General features: G+C 60.6%; 14 protein-coding genes and 4 tRNA genes. 6 read left to right on the plus strand and 12 right to left on the minus strand.

Going from position 1 to position 17,604, the window contains the following annotated elements:
• The first annotated feature begins 41 nt into the window (after nucleotides 1-41).
• Complete coding sequence (locus TX23_RS01710) at nucleotides 42-932, plus strand: LysR family transcriptional regulator (RefSeq protein ID WP_057700751.1); 891 nt, start codon at nucleotides 42-44, stop codon at nucleotides 930-932.
• Between the two features lie 66 nt (nucleotides 933-998).
• The gene (locus TX23_RS01715; protein WP_057700752.1) at nucleotides 999-4,319 is read left to right on the plus strand and encodes an EAL domain-containing protein; all 3,321 of its coding nucleotides are present in this window, start codon (nucleotides 999-1,001) and stop codon (nucleotides 4,317-4,319) included.
• Here the strand turns inward: TX23_RS01715 and TX23_RS01720 are convergent.
• The 9 genes from TX23_RS01720 to uvrB all read right to left on the minus strand — a co-directional run bounded on the left by TX23_RS01720 (nucleotide 4,258) and on the right by uvrB (nucleotide 10,853).
• Nucleotides 4,258-5,238: a tRNA dihydrouridine synthase gene (locus TX23_RS01720; protein ID WP_057700753.1), complete on the minus strand. Its 981-nt coding sequence runs from the start codon at nucleotides 5,236-5,238 to the stop codon at nucleotides 4,258-4,260. The genes TX23_RS01715 and TX23_RS01720 overlap by 62 nt on opposite strands.
• Nucleotides 5,239-5,293: 55 nt before the next feature.
• On the minus strand, nucleotides 5,294-5,728 hold the full coding sequence (locus TX23_RS01725) for an acyl-CoA thioesterase (RefSeq protein WP_005789778.1): 435 nt from the start codon (nucleotides 5,726-5,728) through the stop codon (nucleotides 5,294-5,296).
• Between the two features lie 59 nt (nucleotides 5,729-5,787).
• The gene (locus TX23_RS01730; protein WP_057700754.1) at nucleotides 5,788-6,327 is read right to left on the minus strand and encodes a TetR/AcrR family transcriptional regulator; all 540 of its coding nucleotides are present in this window, start codon (nucleotides 6,325-6,327) and stop codon (nucleotides 5,788-5,790) included.
• Between the two features lie 182 nt (nucleotides 6,328-6,509).
• Nucleotides 6,510-6,585: transfer RNA gene (locus tag TX23_RS01735), tRNA-Glu, on the minus strand.
• Nucleotides 6,586-6,666: 81 nt separating this feature from the next.
• Nucleotides 6,667-6,742, minus strand: a tRNA-Ala gene (locus tag TX23_RS01740).
• Nucleotides 6,743-6,792: 50 nt separating this feature from the next.
• Nucleotides 6,793-6,868: transfer RNA gene (locus tag TX23_RS01745), tRNA-Glu, on the minus strand.
• Nucleotides 6,869-6,946: 78 nt separating this feature from the next.
• Nucleotides 6,947-7,022, minus strand: a tRNA-Ala gene (locus tag TX23_RS01750).
• A gap of 147 nt (nucleotides 7,023-7,169) precedes the next feature.
• On the minus strand, nucleotides 7,170-8,651 hold the full coding sequence (gltX, locus tag TX23_RS01755) for a glutamate--tRNA ligase (protein ID WP_032896132.1): 1,482 nt from the start codon (nucleotides 8,649-8,651) through the stop codon (nucleotides 7,170-7,172).
• 186 nt (nucleotides 8,652-8,837) lie between these two features.
• Entirely contained in the window at nucleotides 8,838-10,853 is a 2,016-nt protein-coding gene (gene uvrB / locus TX23_RS01760) for an excinuclease ABC subunit UvrB (RefSeq protein WP_005789781.1), read from the minus strand.
• A 343-nt stretch (nucleotides 10,854-11,196) separates the two neighbouring features.
• Here uvrB and TX23_RS01765 point away from each other — a divergent pair, with 343 nt between their 5' ends.
• Together TX23_RS01765 and TX23_RS01770 are read left to right on the plus strand one after the other, a co-directional pair.
• A complete protein-coding gene (locus TX23_RS01765) occupies nucleotides 11,197-12,393 on the plus strand; it encodes an amino acid aminotransferase (RefSeq protein ID WP_057700755.1) in 1,197 nt (398 codons plus the stop codon).
• A 106-nt stretch (nucleotides 12,394-12,499) separates the two neighbouring features.
• Entirely contained in the window at nucleotides 12,500-12,709 is a 210-nt protein-coding gene (locus tag TX23_RS01770; protein ID WP_005789784.1) for a hypothetical protein, read from the plus strand.
• A 45-nt stretch (nucleotides 12,710-12,754) separates the two neighbouring features.
• Here the strand turns inward: TX23_RS01770 and ptrR are convergent, their stop codons facing one another.
• Nucleotides 12,755-13,627 carry a putrescine utilization regulator PtrR gene (gene ptrR / locus TX23_RS01775; RefSeq protein ID WP_057700756.1) on the minus strand — a complete coding sequence of 291 codons (873 nt, stop codon included), beginning with the start codon at nucleotides 13,625-13,627 and terminating at the stop codon, nucleotides 12,755-12,757.
• A 103-nt stretch (nucleotides 13,628-13,730) separates the two neighbouring features.
• Between ptrR and TX23_RS01780 the strand changes: the two genes are divergently transcribed.
• The gene (locus tag TX23_RS01780) at nucleotides 13,731-15,122 is read left to right on the plus strand and encodes an aldehyde dehydrogenase family protein (protein ID WP_057700757.1); all 1,392 of its coding nucleotides are present in this window, start codon (nucleotides 13,731-13,733) and stop codon (nucleotides 15,120-15,122) included.
• A gap of 18 nt (nucleotides 15,123-15,140) precedes the next feature.
• Here the strand turns inward: TX23_RS01780 and TX23_RS01785 are convergent, their stop codons facing one another.
• Together TX23_RS01785 and TX23_RS01790 are read right to left on the minus strand one after the other, a co-directional pair.
• Entirely contained in the window at nucleotides 15,141-15,446 is a 306-nt protein-coding gene (locus TX23_RS01785; protein WP_057700758.1) for a protealysin inhibitor emfourin, read from the minus strand.
• A gap of 29 nt (nucleotides 15,447-15,475) precedes the next feature.
• Nucleotides 15,476-16,537 (minus strand): M4 family metallopeptidase, encoded by a 1,062-nt coding sequence (locus tag TX23_RS01790; RefSeq protein ID WP_057700759.1) that lies wholly within the window; start codon nucleotides 16,535-16,537, stop codon nucleotides 15,476-15,478.
• Nucleotides 16,538-16,673: 136 nt separating this feature from the next.
• On the opposite strand from TX23_RS01790, the gene TX23_RS01795 reads away from it, so the two are divergent.
• Nucleotides 16,674-17,603, plus strand: a complete 930-nt coding sequence (locus TX23_RS01795) for a DNA/RNA non-specific endonuclease (protein WP_057700760.1) — start codon at nucleotides 16,674-16,676, stop codon at nucleotides 17,601-17,603.
• Nucleotide 17,604: the final 1 nt, after the last annotated feature.

The following is a 17,604-nucleotide window of genomic DNA, read 5'->3' on the forward strand; positions in this document are numbered from 1 at the left end:
TCATATTTTTTATGCTTTGGATTACCAACTGGAATAGCACCATGGACCTGGCCAACCTTAATGCCTTTATCGCCATCGCCGAGACTGGCAGCTTCTCGGGTGCCGGCGAACGCCTACACCTGACCCAGCCCGCCATCAGCAAACGCATCGCTGGTCTGGAGCAGCAATTGAAGGTGCGCTTGTTCGATCGTTTGGGCCGTGAAGTCGGCTTGACCGAGGCTGGGCGGGCCTTATTGCCCCGCGCCTATCAAATCCTCAACGTGCTGGACGATACCCGCCGCGCCCTGACCAACCTCACCGGCGAAGTCAGCGGGCGCCTCACTCTGGCCACCAGCCACCATATCGGCCTGCATCGCCTGCCACCGATCCTGCGCACCTTCACGCGGCAGTACCCAAACGTGGCACTGGATATTCAGTTTCTGGATTCAGAAGTGGCCTACGAAGAAATCCTCCATGGTCGTGCCGAAGTGGCGGTGATCACCCTGGCGCCCGAGCCCCACAACCTGGTACGTGCTACCCGGGTGTGGGACGACCCGCTGGATTTTGTGGTGGCGCCGGAACACAGCCTGATCAGCAACGGCTCCATCAGCCTGGCCGATATCGCCGGGCATCCGGCCGTGTTTCCCGGTGGCAACACCTTTACCCACCATATTGTCAGCCGCCTCTTCGAGGCCCAGGGGCTTGCGCCGAATATCGCGATGAGCACTAACTACCTGGAAACCATCAAGATGATGGTGTCCATCGGCCTGGCCTGGAGCGTTTTACCGCGCACCATGCTCGATGAACAGGTGGCAAGTATCGCTTTGCCGGGCATACAGCTCAGTCGCCAGCTAGGCTATATCGTGCATACAGAAAGGACGCTATCGAACGCTGCGCGGGCTTTCATGAGCCTGCTGGATGCACAAGTCGATCTGCCAGGGTTACCGGCATGACACTGTGCGGCCTCGGGTTTCAAGGAAAACCGCGCTGTCTTCTCAACGAGCCAAGGCCCATTGACAATGCGCAACCCCGGCGACCCCGTACCGCCCCTGCCCCGCATCTACGCCCTGGACCCCCAAGCGGCGGAACAAAGCTGGGACAGTGCCCCGCAATTGCTGGCAGCCCTCAATGCCGCCCGGCTGGGGGCCTGGTGCTGGGAAATCGACACGGGAAGAATCAGTTGGTCACGGGGGACTCAAGCGCTATTCGGCTTTGACCCTCACCAACCTTTGCCCAAGGACCTCGATTATCTCGACCTGCTGGCCCCGCAGGACAGCGCGCGGGTGTTGCGCGGTTTTCACGCGGTCCTGGCCGGAGAGCCGTTCGAACGCGCCATGCACCACCGCATCCAGTGGCCCGATGGCAGCCTGCACTGGCTGGAAATCAGCGGCAGCCTGGCGCCGGAAAAAGCCGGACGGCGTCGCATGATCGGGGTAATCCGCGAGATCACCCATCAGCGCGATCGCGAGCACGCCCTCAGCCACTCTGAAAAGCGCTTCGCCACGCTGTTCCACTTGTGCCCGAACATGGTGCTGCTGACGCGCCAGGCCGACGGGTTGATCAGCGAAGCCAACCAGTATTTTGAAATGCTGTTCGGCTGGCCGGTGGCCGATGTCATTGGCCGTACCACCCTGGAACTGGGCCTGTGGCGCCATCCGGAACAGCGTACGCTGCTGGTCAAGGCCACCCAGCGCAAAGGCGAACCCATCACCATGGAGGTGCAGTTCTGCGCCAGCAACGGCCAGATCCACGACGGTACGCTCAGTGCTCAGAAGGTAGAACTGGACGGCGAGGCTTACCTGATCAGCACGTTCCTGGACACCACAGAGCGTAAAAACGCCGAACAAGCGCTCAAGGACAGCCAGGAGCGCCTGGACCTGGCCCTGGATTCCGCACAACTGGGCACCTGGGACTGGCACATCCCCAGCGGAATGCTCTACGGCTCGGCCCGGGCCGCCCAACTGCACGGGCTCGAACCCGCGCCTTTTCATGAATCCTTCGATGCCTTTTTCGAAGGCATATCCGACCAGGACCGCGAGGGCATGCGCAACGCTTACCGCAGCTTGCGTGAAGGCCCGGACGGCAATTACCAATTGACCTACCGCGTGCAGTTGGAGGACGGCAGCCCACGCTACCTGGAAAGCCGTGCGCGCCTGTACCGTGACGAAACCGGCAAGCCCCTGCGCATGGCCGGCACCTTGCTGGATATCACCGATCAGGTCGAACGCGAGCAACGCCTCACCGCCTCCGAGGAAAAATTTGCCAGCCTGTTCCAGGCCAGCCCCGACCCGATCTGCGTGACCTGCCTTCAAAGCGGTGCCTTTATCGAGATCAACCCGGCGTTTACCCAGACCTTCGGCTGGACAGCCGCCGAAGTACTGGACAAAAGCGCCGAACAAATCGGCCTGTGGGACGACTCCAGCAAGCGCCTGCAACGCATCGAGCAGGTGATTCGCGAGCAGGCCCTGAGCAATGTGGCCATCACGGTGCATAACAAGGAAGGCCAAAGCCTGACCTGCGTAATCTCCAGCCGCTTGATCAAGGTCAGCGACCAGCCCTGCATCGTCACCACCCTGCGCGATATCACTCAGCAGCAACGCTCGGAAGCCGCCCTCAAGGCCAGTGAAGAGAAGTTCGCCAAAGCGTTCCATTCCAGCCCCGACGCAATTTCCATCACCGAGCGCGACACCGGTCGTTATGTGGAGGTCAATGACGGCTTTTGCCGCCTGACCGGTTATCGCACCGAAGAGGCCATCGGCCTGACCCTGTATCAGATCGGCATCTGGGCTGATGAAAACCAGCGCGCGGCATTGCTGGCCGAATTGCAGCTCAAGGGCCGCATCCACCACCTGGAAATGCTCTGGCACAACAAACGGGGCGAGGTGCTGGCGGTGGAGGTTTCGGTGGAGCCAATCACCCTGAATGAAACCCCCTGCCTGCTGCTGACCGCGCGGGACGTGAGCCTGTTGAAAAACGCCCAGGCGCAGATCCGCCACCTAGCCTATCACGACCCGCTCACCAACCTGCCCAATCGTGCGCTGCTGATGGACCGCCTGAGCCAGCAGATCGCCCTGCTCAAACGCCACAACCTGCGCGGCGCCCTGCTGTTTCTTGACCTTGACCACTTCAAGCACATCAACGACTCCCTCGGCCACCCGGTGGGCGATACCGTGTTGAAAATCGTCACCGCACGCCTGGAAGCCAGCGTGCGCATGGAGGACACCGTGGCACGCCTGGGTGGCGATGAGTTTGTGGTTCTGCTCAGCGGTCTTGAGGGTAAGCGCCAGGAAGTCAGCGACCAGGTGCAAACCCTGGCCGATACATTGCGCGAGTTGCTGTCGGAGCCGATGTTCCTTGACGGCCATCGCTTGCAGGTTACGCCCAGCATCGGCGTGGCGCTGATTCCCGACCACGGCACCACGCCAGCCGATTTGCTCAAGCGTGCCGACATCGCCCTGTATCGTGCCAAGGATTCAGGGCGCAATACCACGCAGATGTTCCACAACAGCATGCAAAAGACCGCCAGTGAGCGCCTGCGCATGGAGACCGACCTGCGCCTGGCCCTGTCACGCGGCGAGTTCAGCGTGCATTACCAACCCCAGGTAGATGCGCGCGGCAACCGGATTATCGGGGCCGAAGCCTTGGTCCGCTGGCATCATCCGCAGTTGGGCGCGCAGTCGCCGACGGAATTTATCAAGGTATTGGAAGACAGCGGCCTGATTCTGGAAGTTGGCACCTGGATTCTCGATGAAGCCTGTGGCGCGTTTGCCCAGCTGATTGCCGACGGTCTGGTGGACCCGCTCACTTTCAGCCTGTGCGTGAATATCAGCCCGCGGCAGTTTCGCCAGAATGATTTTGTGGAACGGGTAGAACACTGCCTCAAACAACATCAACTGCCCTCCAGCCTGCTGAAACTGGAGATTACCGAAGGCATCGTGATCCAGAACCTGGACGATACCGTGGCGAAAATGCGTCGCCTGAAACGACTTGGGGTGAGCTTCGCAATGGATGACTTCGGCACCGGCTACTCATCCCTGACCTACCTCAAGCGCCTGCCGGTGGATGCGTTGAAAATCGATCAGTCGTTCGTGCGCGATGCCACCCACGACCCCAATGACGCAGAGATCATCCGCGCCATCGTGGCCATGGCGAGCAGTTTGAATCTGGAAGTGATCGCCGAAGGCGTGGAAACCCCGGAACAACTGGCGTTCCTGCAAAAGCTGGGCTGCCATTTATTCCAGGGTTATCTGCACAGCCGTCCGCTGCCGATAGAGGGGTTCAGGCGGTTGCTGGAATACGGTCAAGCGGGACAGGATGCTGCATGCCCAACAGACGGCTGACGCATTGCAGGTCGGTTTCGCGGCGCAGGGCCGTGAACAGCTCCACCGCCTGCGGGTAGTTGCGCGTCAACATTGCCAGCCATTGCTTCAAGCGGCCGGGGGCCTGCTTTTCAGTCAGTTGCGCCACCGATTGGCGCCAGAACTCCTGAAGCATCGGCTGCATCTGCGCCCAGGTCATCTCGACCACTTCCTCACCGGCCTTTGCCGCCACGATCTGCCGCGCCAGGTCAGGACGCGCCACCAGGCCACGGCCCAGCATGATGTCTTCGGCGCCACTGATTTCACGGCAACGCCGCCAATCCTCGACGCTCCAGATATCACCATTGGCAAATACCGGCACCTTGACCACGTCCTGAACCCGCGGGATCCACTCCCAATGGGCTGGCGGCTTGTAGCCATCAGCCTTGGTGCGTGCATGCACGACGATATGCGCAGCGCCGCCCTCGGCCAGCGCAGTGGCGCATACCAGCGCGCCATCCGGGCTATCGAAGCCCAGGCGCATCTTGGCAGTCACGGGAATATGGGCAGGCACCGCGCGACGCACGTGCTCGACGATCTGATTGAGCAACTCCGGCTCCTTGAGCAGCACCGCGCCACCCCGGGATTTGTTGACGGTCTTGGCCGGGCAACCAAAGTTCAGGTCGATCACCTCAGAGCCCAACTCGCAGGCCAGGGCGGCATTTTCGGCCAGGCACACCGGGTCGGAGCCGAGCAATTGCACGCGCAAAGGCACACCCGCTGCGGTGTGGGCACCGTGCAGCAGTTCCGGAGCGAGCTTGTGGAAATAGGCCGGGGTGAGCAGGCGGTCGTTGACGCGAATGAACTCGGTCACGCACCAGTCAATACCGCCCACGCGGGTCAGCACGTCCCGCAGGATGTTGTCGACCAACCCCTCCATGGGCGCCAAAGCAATTTGCATGGAAAACACTCAACAAAAATCGTGGCGCAGTTTACTGGGTTTCCTGCGGCAACCGTTAACCCCCTGTCAGGGCGGGACCGTAACCTTCGATAAACTCGGCGGGCATGCGCTTGGGTTTGCCGCTGGACAGCTCGATGCACACAAAGGTGGTTTGCGCGCGCAGCAGCGTCGCGCCGTCGCGAGGGCGTACAAGCTGGAATCGACGGGTCATTTTCAGGCGCTGGTCCCAGTCGACGATCCAGGTGGCCAGTTGCAACTCATCGCCTTCATAACCGGCCGCCAGGTAGTCGATCTCATGGCGCACAACCGCCATGGCACGGTCCAGGCGACGGTATTCGGTGAGGTCCAGCCCCAGGCGCTGGGAGTGGCGCCAGGCGCAACGCTCCAGCCAGGACACGTACACCGCGTTGTTGGCGTGCCCCAAGCCGTCGATGTCTTCAGGCGCGACCTGCAGATCAATGATAAACGGCGTTGCCAAATCCCAGCCCATGCCTTGCTCCAGTCGATTGATGTCGGCGGGGCAGTGTATCAGCAAGATAAGACCCGTCTTCAGCGTACCGCCGATTTGGCCGCACGTATCACGCGATCCGACAACTCGCCCGACCCAAGTGCACGGGCCAGTGTCAGCCCCCCCACCATCAAGGCCAGGTCCGCCAGCGCTTTGTCGATGTCTTCCGGGCTGTCGGCCAATTGCGCAATCATCAGCTCCACATGCTCGCCCAAGACCTCGCGAAAGGCGTCGGGCAAGCGGCCCATCTCGCCAACCGTGGCTGGCAAGGGGCAGGCCTGGGAGGTGGAATCTCGATGTTTGCGCGACAGATAGAAAGCCGCCACCAACGCCCGACGTTCTTCGCCGGTGAGCTGGGTGTCCAGATCGTCGATAGAGGCGCGACGCTGCGCCAGCAACTGGCTGAACGCCTCCAGCATCAACGCGTCCTTGCTTTCAAAGTGCGCGTAGAAACCACCGACGGTCAGCCCTGCGGCCGCCATGACCTCGCCCACACTCGGCTCGGCGGGGCCGCGCTGGATCAATGCAGCGCTGGCAGCCTGCAAAATTCGTTCGCGGGTTTGCGCTTTTTTATCGCTCATCGAGGCCTCCGACTTTCATGGGTTGGATATTATTACCACAATAATATTGCGCAAGCGAAAGGCACGACCGCCGGTCAGAACAAAAAAATGGAATCAATCAGGGAAATGGCCAAACGCCAGACAAACAAAAGGGCCATTCAATAATTGAATGACCCTTAAAAATCCCGCAGAGCGGGTAATCGTGGCGTCCCCTAGGGGACTCGAACCCCTGTTACCGCCGTGAAAGGGCGGTGTCCTAGGCCACTAGACGAAGGGGACACAAACCTTCTATACAACTGATCAGCGCTGAGAACTGATCGATTCAAGGACGGTGTGGCCGGAACCTTGAACCTGTAAAATTGGTGGAGCTAAACGGGATCGAACCGTTGACCTCTTGCATGCCATGCAAGCGCTCTCCCAGCTGAGCTATAGCCCCGGATTTTTCGTCTCGCGACGCAGCAGACCTTTCGAGCTGCTTGTTGAAACTGGCGTCCCCTAGGGGACTCGAACCCCTGTTACCGCCGTGAAAGGGCGGTGTCCTAGGCCACTAGACGAAGGGGACAAAACCTTCTGTACATCTGATCAGAGCTGAGACCTGATCAATTCAAGGACGGTGTGGCCAGACCTTGAACCTGTAAATTGGTGGAGCTAAACGGGATCGAACCGTTGACCTCTTGCATGCCATGCAAGCGCTCTCCCAGCTGAGCTATAGCCCCTCATCGGTGAGGACGGGGCGAATCTTAATGGTGGTTTGGAAACGTGTCAAATTTATTTTCAACAATTTCCAAAATTTTTTGCCGGGATAACAATCACTTACCGACGAAACCCCGGAAAACCGGGGTTTCGTCGCTGCAACGGCCTGCTTAAGCGATAGCGCCCAGCAGCTTTTCCCATTCCTTGTTTTCTTTCTTCGACACACCACCAAGCAAATCAAGGGCTTGGCGCAGACGGAAACGGGTCAGGTCCGGGCCGAGAATTTCCATCGCATCGAGCACCGACACCGAACTGGCCTGCCCGGTGATCGCGGCAAACATCAGCGGCATGGCATCGCGCAGTTTCAGCTCAAGGGATTCCACCACCGCCTGGATGGTCGCGGTAATCGCATCCTTCTCCCACTGACGCAGGCTTTCAAGCTTCCACAGGATCAACTGCATCAGTTGGCGAACCTGGTCACCGGAGAGCTTCTTGGACTCGAACAGCTTGGGATCGGGATTCACCCCGCCGGCAAAGAAGAAACTGGCCAAGGGTGCGACCTGACTGAACGTCTCTACCCTGCCCTGCACCAGCGGCGCTATCTTCATCATGTACTCGGGGTTCAACGCCCACTGCTGCACACGGCTGGCGAACTCTTGAACCGGCAGGTCACGCAGCCACTGGCCATTGAGCCACGACAACTTCTCGATATCGAAGATCGGGCCGCCAAGGGAGACGCGGGACAGGTCGAAGTTGTCGACCATTTCCTGCAGCGAGAACTTCTCGCGCTCGTCCGGCATCGACCAGCCCATACGGCCCAGGTAGTTGAGCATTGCCTCAGGCATGAAGCCCATGCGCTCGTAGAAGGTCACCGACGTGGGGTTCTTGCGCTTGGACAGCTTGCTCTTGTCCGGGTTACGCAGCAACGGCATGTAGCACAGCTGCGGTTGCTCCCAGCCGAAGTATTCGTACAGCAGGATCAGTTTCGGCGCCGATGGCAGCCACTCTTCACCGCGCAGCACATGGGTGATGCCCATCAGATGGTCGTCGACCACGTTGGCCAGGAAGTACGTCGGCAAGCCGTCGGTCTTCATCAGCACTTGCATGTCCATACGGTCCCACGGGATTTCGACGTCACCGCGCAGCATGTCCGGCACCACGCACACGCCTTCGCTTGGCACCTTCATACGGATAACGTGAGGCTCACCGGCGGCCAGGCGCGCAGCCACTTCTTCCTTGGACAACAGCAGCGCACGGCCATCGTAGCGCGGGGTTTCGCCACGGGCCTGTTGCTCGGCGCGCATCTGATCCAGTTCTTCGGCGGTGCAGAAGCACGGGAAGGCATGGCCCATATCGACCAGTTGCTGGGTGTACTGCTTGTAGATGTCGCTGCGCTCGCTCTGGCGATACGGGCCATGCGGGCCGCCAACGTCCGGGCCTTCAGCCCAGGTAATGCCCAACCAGCGCAAGGCATCGAAAATCTGCTGTTCGGACTCACGGGTGGAACGCAGTTGATCGGTATCTTCGATCCGCAGGATGAATTCACCACCATGCTGCTTGGCAAAGCAGTAGTTGAACAAGGCGATGTAAGCAGTACCGACGTGGGGATCCCCAGTAGGCGATGGCGCAATGCGCGTGCGGACGGTGGTCATGGCAGGTCTCGAATGGGCGATAAAACTGAAAATTGAAACAAGGGGCGAATGGTAACAGCCTGGGGGATTTCTGGAAAACCGAGGCGCGGCCATCGCAGGCAAGCCAGCTCCCACATTTTGACCGCGTTCACAGATCAATGTGGGAGCCGGGCTTGCCCGCGATGGGGCCAGCCCAATCAACGCAAATCAAACAGCCAACAGGCGCTCACGCAACTTGCCAATCTCATCACGCGTCTGCGCCGCCGCTTCAAACTCCAGATCCCGTGCCAACTGGTACATCTTCTCTTCCAACTGCCGAATCCGCTTGGTGATCTCACTCGGCGAGCGCAGTTCGTTCTCGTACTTGGCACTTTCCTCGGCAGCCTTGGCCATGCCCTTGCGCTTCTTGCTGCGCGAGCCGGGCACGGTGGCGCCTTCCATGATGTCGGCAACGTCCTTGAACACACCTTTGGGGGTAATGCCGTGTTCCAGGTTGAACGCGATCTGCTTGTCGCGGCGACGCTGGGTCTCGCCAATCGCACGCTCCATGGAACCGGTGATGCGGTCCGCATACAGGATCGCCCGCCCATTGAGGTTACGCGCCGCTCGGCCGATGGTCTGGATCAGCGAGCGTTCGGAACGCAGGAAGCCCTCCTTGTCCGCATCCAGAATCGCAACCAGCGACACTTCCGGCATGTCCAGGCCTTCGCGCAGCAGGTTGATCCCCACCAACACATCAAAGGTGCCCAGGCGCAGGTCGCGGATGATTTCCACACGCTCCACGGTGTCGATGTCCGAGTGCAGGTAGCGCACGCGCACGCCGTGGTCGGCGAGGTAGTCGGTCAAGTCTTCGGACATGCGCTTGGTGAGCGTGGTGACCAGCACCCGCTCTTCCAGGGCCACACGCTTGTTGATCTCCGACAGCAGATCGTCGACCTGGGTCAGCGCGGGGCGGATTTCGATTTCCGGGTCCACCAAACCAGTCGGTCGCACCAGCTGCTCGATCACGCGACCGGCATGTTCGGCTTCATAGTTGCCGGGCGTCGCCGACACGAAGATGGTCTGCGGGCTGATGGCTTCCCACTCGTCAAAGCGCATTGGTCGGTTGTCCAGCGCCGACGGCAGGCGGAAGCCGTACTCCACCAGGGTTTCCTTGCGCGAGCGGTCGCCCTTATACATGGCCCCTACCTGCGGCACGCTGACGTGGGATTCGTCAATGACCAACAACGCGTCCGGCGGCAGGTAATCATAAAGCGTCGGCGGTGGCGCCCCGGATTCGCGGCCCGACAGGTAGCGCGAGTAGTTTTCGATGCCGTTGCAGTAGCCCAGTTCCAGGATCATCTCCAGGTCAAAACGGGTGCGCTGCTCCAGGCGCTGGGCTTCCACCAGCTTATTGTTGGAACGCAGGTATTCCAGGCGTTCGGCCAACTCGACCTTGATGCCCTCGATGGCGCCCATCAGGGTTTCACGCGGGGTCACGTAGTGGCTTTTCGGGTAGAAGGTAAAGCGCGGCAGCTTGCGGATCACTTCACCGGTTAACGGGTCGAAGGCCGACAGGCTTTCAACTTCATCATCGAACAGCTCGATGCGGATCGCTTCCAGGTCGGATTCGGCCGGGTAGATGTCGATCACATCGCCGCGCACCCGGAAGGTGGCGCGGGCAAAGTCCATGTCATTACGGGTGTACTGCAGGCTCGCCAGACGGCGCAGCAGTTCGCGCTGGTCGAGTTTATCGCCGCGATCAACGTGCAACACCATCTTCAAATAGGTTTCCGGGCTACCCAGACCATAGATGCACGACACCGTGGTGACAATGATCGCGTCCTTGCGCTCCAGCAACGCCTTGGTCGCCGACAGGCGCATCTGCTCGATGTGGTCGTTGATCGACGCATCCTTCTCGATAAAGGTATCGGACGACGGCACATAGGCTTCGGGCTGGTAGTAGTCGTAGTAGGAAACGAAGTACTCCACCGCGTTATTGGGGAAGAACGCCTTGAACTCACCGTAGAGCTGCGCGGCCAGGGTTTTGTTCGGCGCCAGCACCAGGGTCGGGCGGTTGGTCTGGGCGATCACGTTGGCGATGCTGAAGGTCTTGCCGGAACCGGTCACCCCAAGCAGCGTCTGGTGCGCCAGGCCGGCCTCGATGCCTTCGACCATCTGACGAATGGCTTCCGGTTGATCGCCGGCGGGTTCAAAACGGGTAACGAGCTGGAAATCCGACATAACGTACCTCGTGAAGTCACCCCAGACTCGACACCGCCAGGGACGAAATAGCTCAGCAACCCGCGAATAATCATCGCAGGTTGCAGGAAAAAACCATGATAGCTGTAGAAGTGGTGTCGAATGTGACGGGTTTCAAGGCCGTCTTCCTACACGACCTTTCTCGTCAATGTTGCAATAAGACTAACGGTCAGCAAATAAACCGAAAAACTTGGCCGAAAAGCCGTTTCCGTTGTCGCTCTCAGCCGTGATGGCCTCTATACTAGCTCCCCGTTTGTGCACCGCTCTAGTGCATTCGGCTGGAGCGCGACACGTCCCTCCCTTCCCCCATAGAGCTGCCGCAAAAATGAGCCTGTTCTCCGCTGTCGAAATGGCACCACGCGATCCAATCCTGGGCCTCAACGAAGCATTCAACGCCGATACACGAACCACCAAGGTGAACCTTGGCGTGGGCGTTTACTGCAACGAGGAGGGGAAAATTCCACTCTTGCGTGCCGTTGCCGAAGCGGAAGCCATTCGCGTGGCGCAACACGCCGCCCGTGGCTACTTGCCAATCGACGGCATCGTGGCCTACGACCAGGCCGTGCAGAAGCTGCTGTTTGGCGCGGAGTCGCCGCTGTTGAGCGCGGGCCGTGTGATTACCGCCCAGGCCGTCGGCGGCACTGGCGCACTGAAAATCGGCGCCGACTTCCTCAAGCAACTGCTGCCTAACGCCGTTGTCGCCATCAGCGACCCGAGCTGGGAAAACCACCAGGCGCTGTTCGAAAAAGCCGGTTTCCCGGTGCAGACCTACCGCTACTACGACGCCGCCACCCATGACGTGAACCGTGCCGGCCTGCTCGAAGACCTCAACGCCCTGCCGCCACAGTCCATCGTGGTACTGCACGCCTGCTGCCACAACCCGACCGGCGTCGACCTGAGCCCGGCCGACTGGCAAGACGTGCTGAACGTGGTCAAGGCGAAAAACCTGGTACCGTTCCTCGACATGGCCTACCAGGGTTTTGGCGACGGCATCGACGAAGACGCCGCTGCGGTGCGCCTGTTCGCTGAGTCGGGCCTGACCTTCTTTGTGTCCAGCTCGTTCTCCAAGTCGTTCTCCTTGTATGGCGAACGCGTAGGCGCGCTGTCGATCGTCAGCGAGTCCAAGGAAGAAAGCGCGCGCATCCTGTCCCAGGTCAAGCGTGTGATCCGCACCAACTACTCCAACCCGCCGACCCACGGCGCAGCCATCGTTGCCGCGGTACTCAACAACCCGGAACTGCGCGCCCAGTGGGAAGCCGAACTGGCCGAGATGCGCCTGCGTATCCGCGGTATGCGCGAGCAGATGGTCGCCGAGCTGGCCAAGGCCGCGCCAGGTCACGACTTCAGCTTCGTTGGCCGCCAGCGCGGGATGTTCTCCTACTCCGGCCTGACCGTTGAGCAAGTCACCCGCCTGCGCAGCGAGTTTGGTATCTACGCACTGGATACCGGCCGTATCTGCGTAGCGGCGCTGAACCAATCGAACATTGGTGCCGTGACCAAGGCGATTGTCGAGGTGCTGTAAGCAAGCCGGCAAACGTAAGACGAAGGGGGAAGCCATTGGCTTCCCCCTTTTTATTGGCGAACACACTAGACTGAACGCCGACTGCCTCCTTGCTGCGAGAACCCTAATGAGAAACGATGACCTGGACCTGCGCGCCGACCGCGACGAACTGCACGACTACGCCCCACGCGCACCGCAAGCCAAGCGCCAGAAGAGTTTGGTACTGCAGGTAGCGCTGGGAGTATTCCTCGGCGGGTTGGCGTTATGGCTGGTACAACTGGGCGCCACGGCGATCATGGCCAAACTGGCGATGGGCACCCTCCAGTTCGGCGGCTGATGTAAGACACCTGTGGGAGCTGGCTTGCCAGCTCCCACATTTGATCTAGGATGCTGGCAGATTGCGTTCTTCCAGCAGTTTTACAAAGCTGTTCAAACTCTGCGACACCGTGCCCCGCCGCCAGATCAGCCAGGTATTCAAGATACGGAACGTGTCGGGCAGCGGCCACACACTGACCGCCGCACACCCCGGCATACTCTCCAGCATACTGCGCGGCATCAGCGCCAGCCCGGCCCCCGCGCTGACACAGGCCAACATGCCGTGGTACGACTCGATCTCGAAGATCCTGCCCGGTACCGCGCCATCCTCTGAAAACCAGCGTTCGAAGTGATGCCGGTACGAGCAGTTGGAACGAAACGTATAGATGTTCTCGCCATTCACATCCTGGCCACGGGTGATCGGCGCATGGTGCAGTGGCGCAATCACCACCATCTCTTCCTCGAACACCGCCACACCCTCCAGCGTGGAATGCAGCACCGGCCCGTCGACAAAAGCCGCCGTCAACCGCCCGGACAGCACACCCTCAATCATGGTGCCCGACGGTCCCGTACTCAGGTCCAGCTCGACTTTGGTGTACTGCTGGTTATAGGCCGCGAGCAACGCCGGGATGCGCACCGCCGCCGTGCTTTCCAGCGAGCCCAAGGCAAACGCGCCCTGGGGCTCCTCCCCCGCCACCGTGGCGCGGGCTTCCTGCACCAGGTCGAGAATACGTCGCGTATAGCCGAGGAAATTCCACCCGGCCGGGGACAACCGCAAGCGGCTCTTCTCGCGGATAAACAACTCCACGCCCAAATCCTGCTCCAGCTGCTTGATGCGCGTGGTGAGGTTCGACGGCACCCGATGAATCAACTGGGCGGCAGCGCTGATGCTGCCTTGCTCGGCAACGGCCTTGAAGATTTCCAGCTGCACCAGATCCAAGTCATTCTCCAATCGTGAATGTATCGCTTAATATTATTCAGTTTCCAGAAAAGGTACAGCCCCGTACGCTCACCGTCATCCACTCATTCATCCGGACGGTGCCATGAACGCTATTTCCCACCAGACCCACGCGTTATCGATCAACCCGGCCAACGGTGAAACGGTCGGCAGCTACCCCTATGAAAGCGCGGCACAACTGGATGCCGCCCTCACCCGCGCGACCACTGCCTTCCGTACCTGGCGCCGCACGCCTGTGAGCCAGCGCGCCGACTACCTGCTGGCCCTGGCCACCGCCCTGCGTGAGCAAGCCGAAGACATGGCGCAAATGATCACCCTGGAAATGGGCAAACCCATCGCCCAGGCCCGCGCCGAAATCGAAAAATGCGCGCAACTGAGCGAATGGTACGCCGCCCACGGCCCGGCCATGCTCGCCCCGGAGCCCACCCTGGTGGACAACGGCAGCGCCCGGATCGAATACCGCCCACTGGGCCCGATTCTCGCGGTGATGCCGTGGAACTTCCCGGTGTGGCAAGTGCTGCGCGGCGCCGTGCCGACCCTGCTCGCCGGCAATACCTACGTGCTCAAACATGCGCCCAACGTGATGGGCAGCGCCTACCTCATCCAGCAAGCATTGCGCAAAGCCGGTTTTGCTGAAGGCGTGTTTGAAGTGATCAACGTAACCCAGGACGGCGTGTCCACCGCCATCGCCGACCCGCGCATCGCCGCCGTGACCCTCACCGGCAGCGTGCGCGCCGGTATTGCCATCGGCTCACAGGCAGGGGCCGCATTGAAAAAATGCGTGCTGGAACTGGGTGGCTCCGACCCGTTTATCGTGCTCAACGACGCCGACCTCGACGCCGCCGTGCAAGCCGCCGTCATCGGCCGCTTCCAGAACAGCGGCCAAGTTTGCGCCGCCGCCAAGCGCTTGATCATCGAAGCAGGCGTGGCTGAAGCCTTCACCGCCAAATTCCTTGAAGCCAGCCGCGCTCTGGTGATGGGCGAGCCCACCTCGGACACCACCTATATCGGCCCCATGGCGCGCTTTGATCTGCGTGACGAACTGCACGGCCAGGTCCAGGCGACCCTGGAAGAAGGCGCCACGCTGCTGCTGGGCGGCCATAAAGTCGCGGGCGCGGGCAATTACTACGAACCGACCGTACTGGCCGACGTTACCGACCAAATGACGTCATTCAAACAGGAACTGTTCGGCCCCGTGGCCTCGATCATCACCGCCCGCGACGCCGAGCACGCCGTGGCCCTGGCCAACGACAGCGAGTTTGGCCTGACCGCGAGTATCTTCACAGCCGATTCCGCAAAGGCGCGGGCGATTGCCGACCAGTTGGAAACCGGCGGGATATTCGTCAACGCGTTCAGCGTCTCAGACCCGCGGGTGGCGTTTGGCGGCGTGAAGAAGAGCGGGTTCGGCCGCGAGCTGTCGCACTTCGGTGTACGCGAGTTCTGCAATGCGCAGACGGTGTGGCTGGATCGTAAGTAGCCTGCCAGCATTGGCGCTTCAACAATTAATATGCCGTCGCACGCACTGCACCAACCCGTCCAGTGCCGGGGGATTCACCGGCGCGAGTACACAGACTGTGTGCTCGCGCTTGCCTTCCGCCACTGTCAGGGTGTAATGCACCCGGCCTGGGTTGCCAGGCTCGGGATCGGTGCTTTGCGGCAACTGGAAAAAATCCGACGCTTCAATCAGTTGCCGCAACTCCTGCTGATCAGGCTCGGGCAGCGCGTCCAGCTCTACCGTGCGCGCCTTGGCCAACCCGGGGAAAAACGCCGGTCCGCCGCTTTCCTTGATTGAAATTCGCATGGTTTTTCCTCGCCGCTCAGGCGGCTTTGTCAAACGTTTATGCCTACCGCTTTCCAGCCTTCCTTGACTGCCTTGTGCTCAGCTTTGTTCGCACCATAAAGCTGACCGGCAATATCGTGGGTAATGCGCGCAAAACGCAAAAACCCGGAATTGGGCCGCAGCCGCGAATCGCGCAGTGCGTCATACCAGATACGCCCGGCACGCTCCCAGGCGAACCCGCCAATCCGGGTAGCCACCTGATAGAACGCGTGGTTGGGAATGCCGGAGTTGATATGCACGCCACCATTGTCCTCGTAAGTGTGCACAAAATCATCCATGTGCCCCGGCTGCGGGTCTTTGCCCAGCAGCTTGTCATCAAACGCAGTGCCTGGCGCCTTCATCGAGCGCAGCGCCGTGCCCTTGATCTTTTTGGTAAACAGCCCCTTGCCGATCAACCAGTCGGCGTCCTCGGCCGTTTGCTTCAGCGCGTACTGCTTGATCAACGAGCCAAACACATCCGACAACGACTCGTTCAGCGCACCGGACTGGTTGAAGTACATCAGCTTGGCTTCATCCTCGGTCACGCCATGGGCCAACTCATGGCCAATGACGTCGAGTGCCACGGTGAAGCGGTTGAACAACTGCTGGTCGCCATCGCCGAACACCATCTGGGTCGAATTCCAGAAGGCATTGTTGTAGTCCTGGCCGAAGTGCACCGTGGCGTCCAGCGCCATACCTGCATCATCGATGGAGTTGCGATCGAATACCTGTTCAAAAAAATCGAACGTCGCGCCCAGGCCGTCATAGGCTTCGTCCACCGCGGCATCGCCACTGGCGGGCTGCCCTTCACCACGAATCAACTTGCCGGGCAGGCTGTCGGTGTTTTCGGCGCTGTAGATCGAGCGTTGCTTCTCGGCGCCCACGGCCAGTGCCATGCGGGCCGGGCCCTTGGCGGGTACCGCGACCATGCGCAACGAGCGAAACGTGCTGTCCTTGGCACGCGTGCGTAGTGCGACTTCCCGTTGGGCTTTGTCACCGTGGCGGGCGATCTGGTCGAGCATGTACGGTGGGATCAGGCAGAAAATCGGGTTGCGCGGTTGGCGAACACACATGAGCTGGCTCCTTTTTGGCGTGTGATGAACGTCCGGGTAACGGTTTTCAGGATAGTCCTGCGTTCGCCACCTGGGCCAAATTGTCATGAGTTTGTGTTTCAGTGGTGTTTATCCGAGGCCCATAAGGAACATGCCCATGCCCGCCCGCACAACCAACATCGACCTTTCCCATCGCCCAAGGCTTGCCGACCTGCGCCCATTGGTCGCGGCCAGCCCCACCCTGCTGGAAGCCAGAGCCGCGACGCCGCGCGTCACCCCCGCCAAGGACCTCAAAAACCGCGCGGGCTATGCCGACGACTTCCTCAGCGACTTCGTGGTGCCATGGCCCACGGTTGACCAGCCACTGGCGGGCGACGTGCAACCCAAGCGCCTGGACTACACGCATTTCTCCATCACAATGTCGCGCGCTCGACGACTGGCGCTGTACGTGGGGGTAAATATCGACGGCGCCAAGCATGTGGACATCACCCGCAACAATGACACCTGGGCCTACGATGGTCGCTTGCCCCTGGATGCGCAGGTAGGTGAAGACCTTTATGCCGGCAATGGCCTGGACCGCGGCCACCTGGTACGGCGCCAGGATCCCAATTGGGGCGACGAGGCGACCACCGCCAACTTCGACACCTTTCACTTCACCAACTGCTCGCCCCAGATGAGCGGCTTCAACCAGAAGACCTGGCTGGAACTGGAAGACTACATTCTCGACAACACCCAGCGCTGGAAAGCTCGGGCCACGGTGTTCAGCGGCCCGGTGTTCAGCGACAACGACCGCGTTTATCGCGGGGTAAAAATCCCCCAGGCATTCTGGAAAGTGGTGGCCTACCTCAGCGACGACGGCAAACCGTCCGCCAGTGCCTACATGGTCGACCAGCGCCGCGAGCTGGATCAGTTGGACCTGGTGTTCGGCCAACTCAGAACCTACCAGCGCAGCGTGATCGCGATCGAACAATTGACCGGTATCCGCTTTGCCAACCTGGCCGACTACGACGGCTTCAGCAACGAAGAGCGCGCCACAGGCACCCGGATCGAAGCGCTGATCCGCGGCCCCCAAGACATACGACTCTGAC

The sequence above is a fragment of the Pseudomonas paralactis genome (assembly GCF_001439735.1).
Lineage (GTDB): Bacteria > Pseudomonadota > Gammaproteobacteria > Pseudomonadales > Pseudomonadaceae > Aquipseudomonas > Aquipseudomonas paralactis.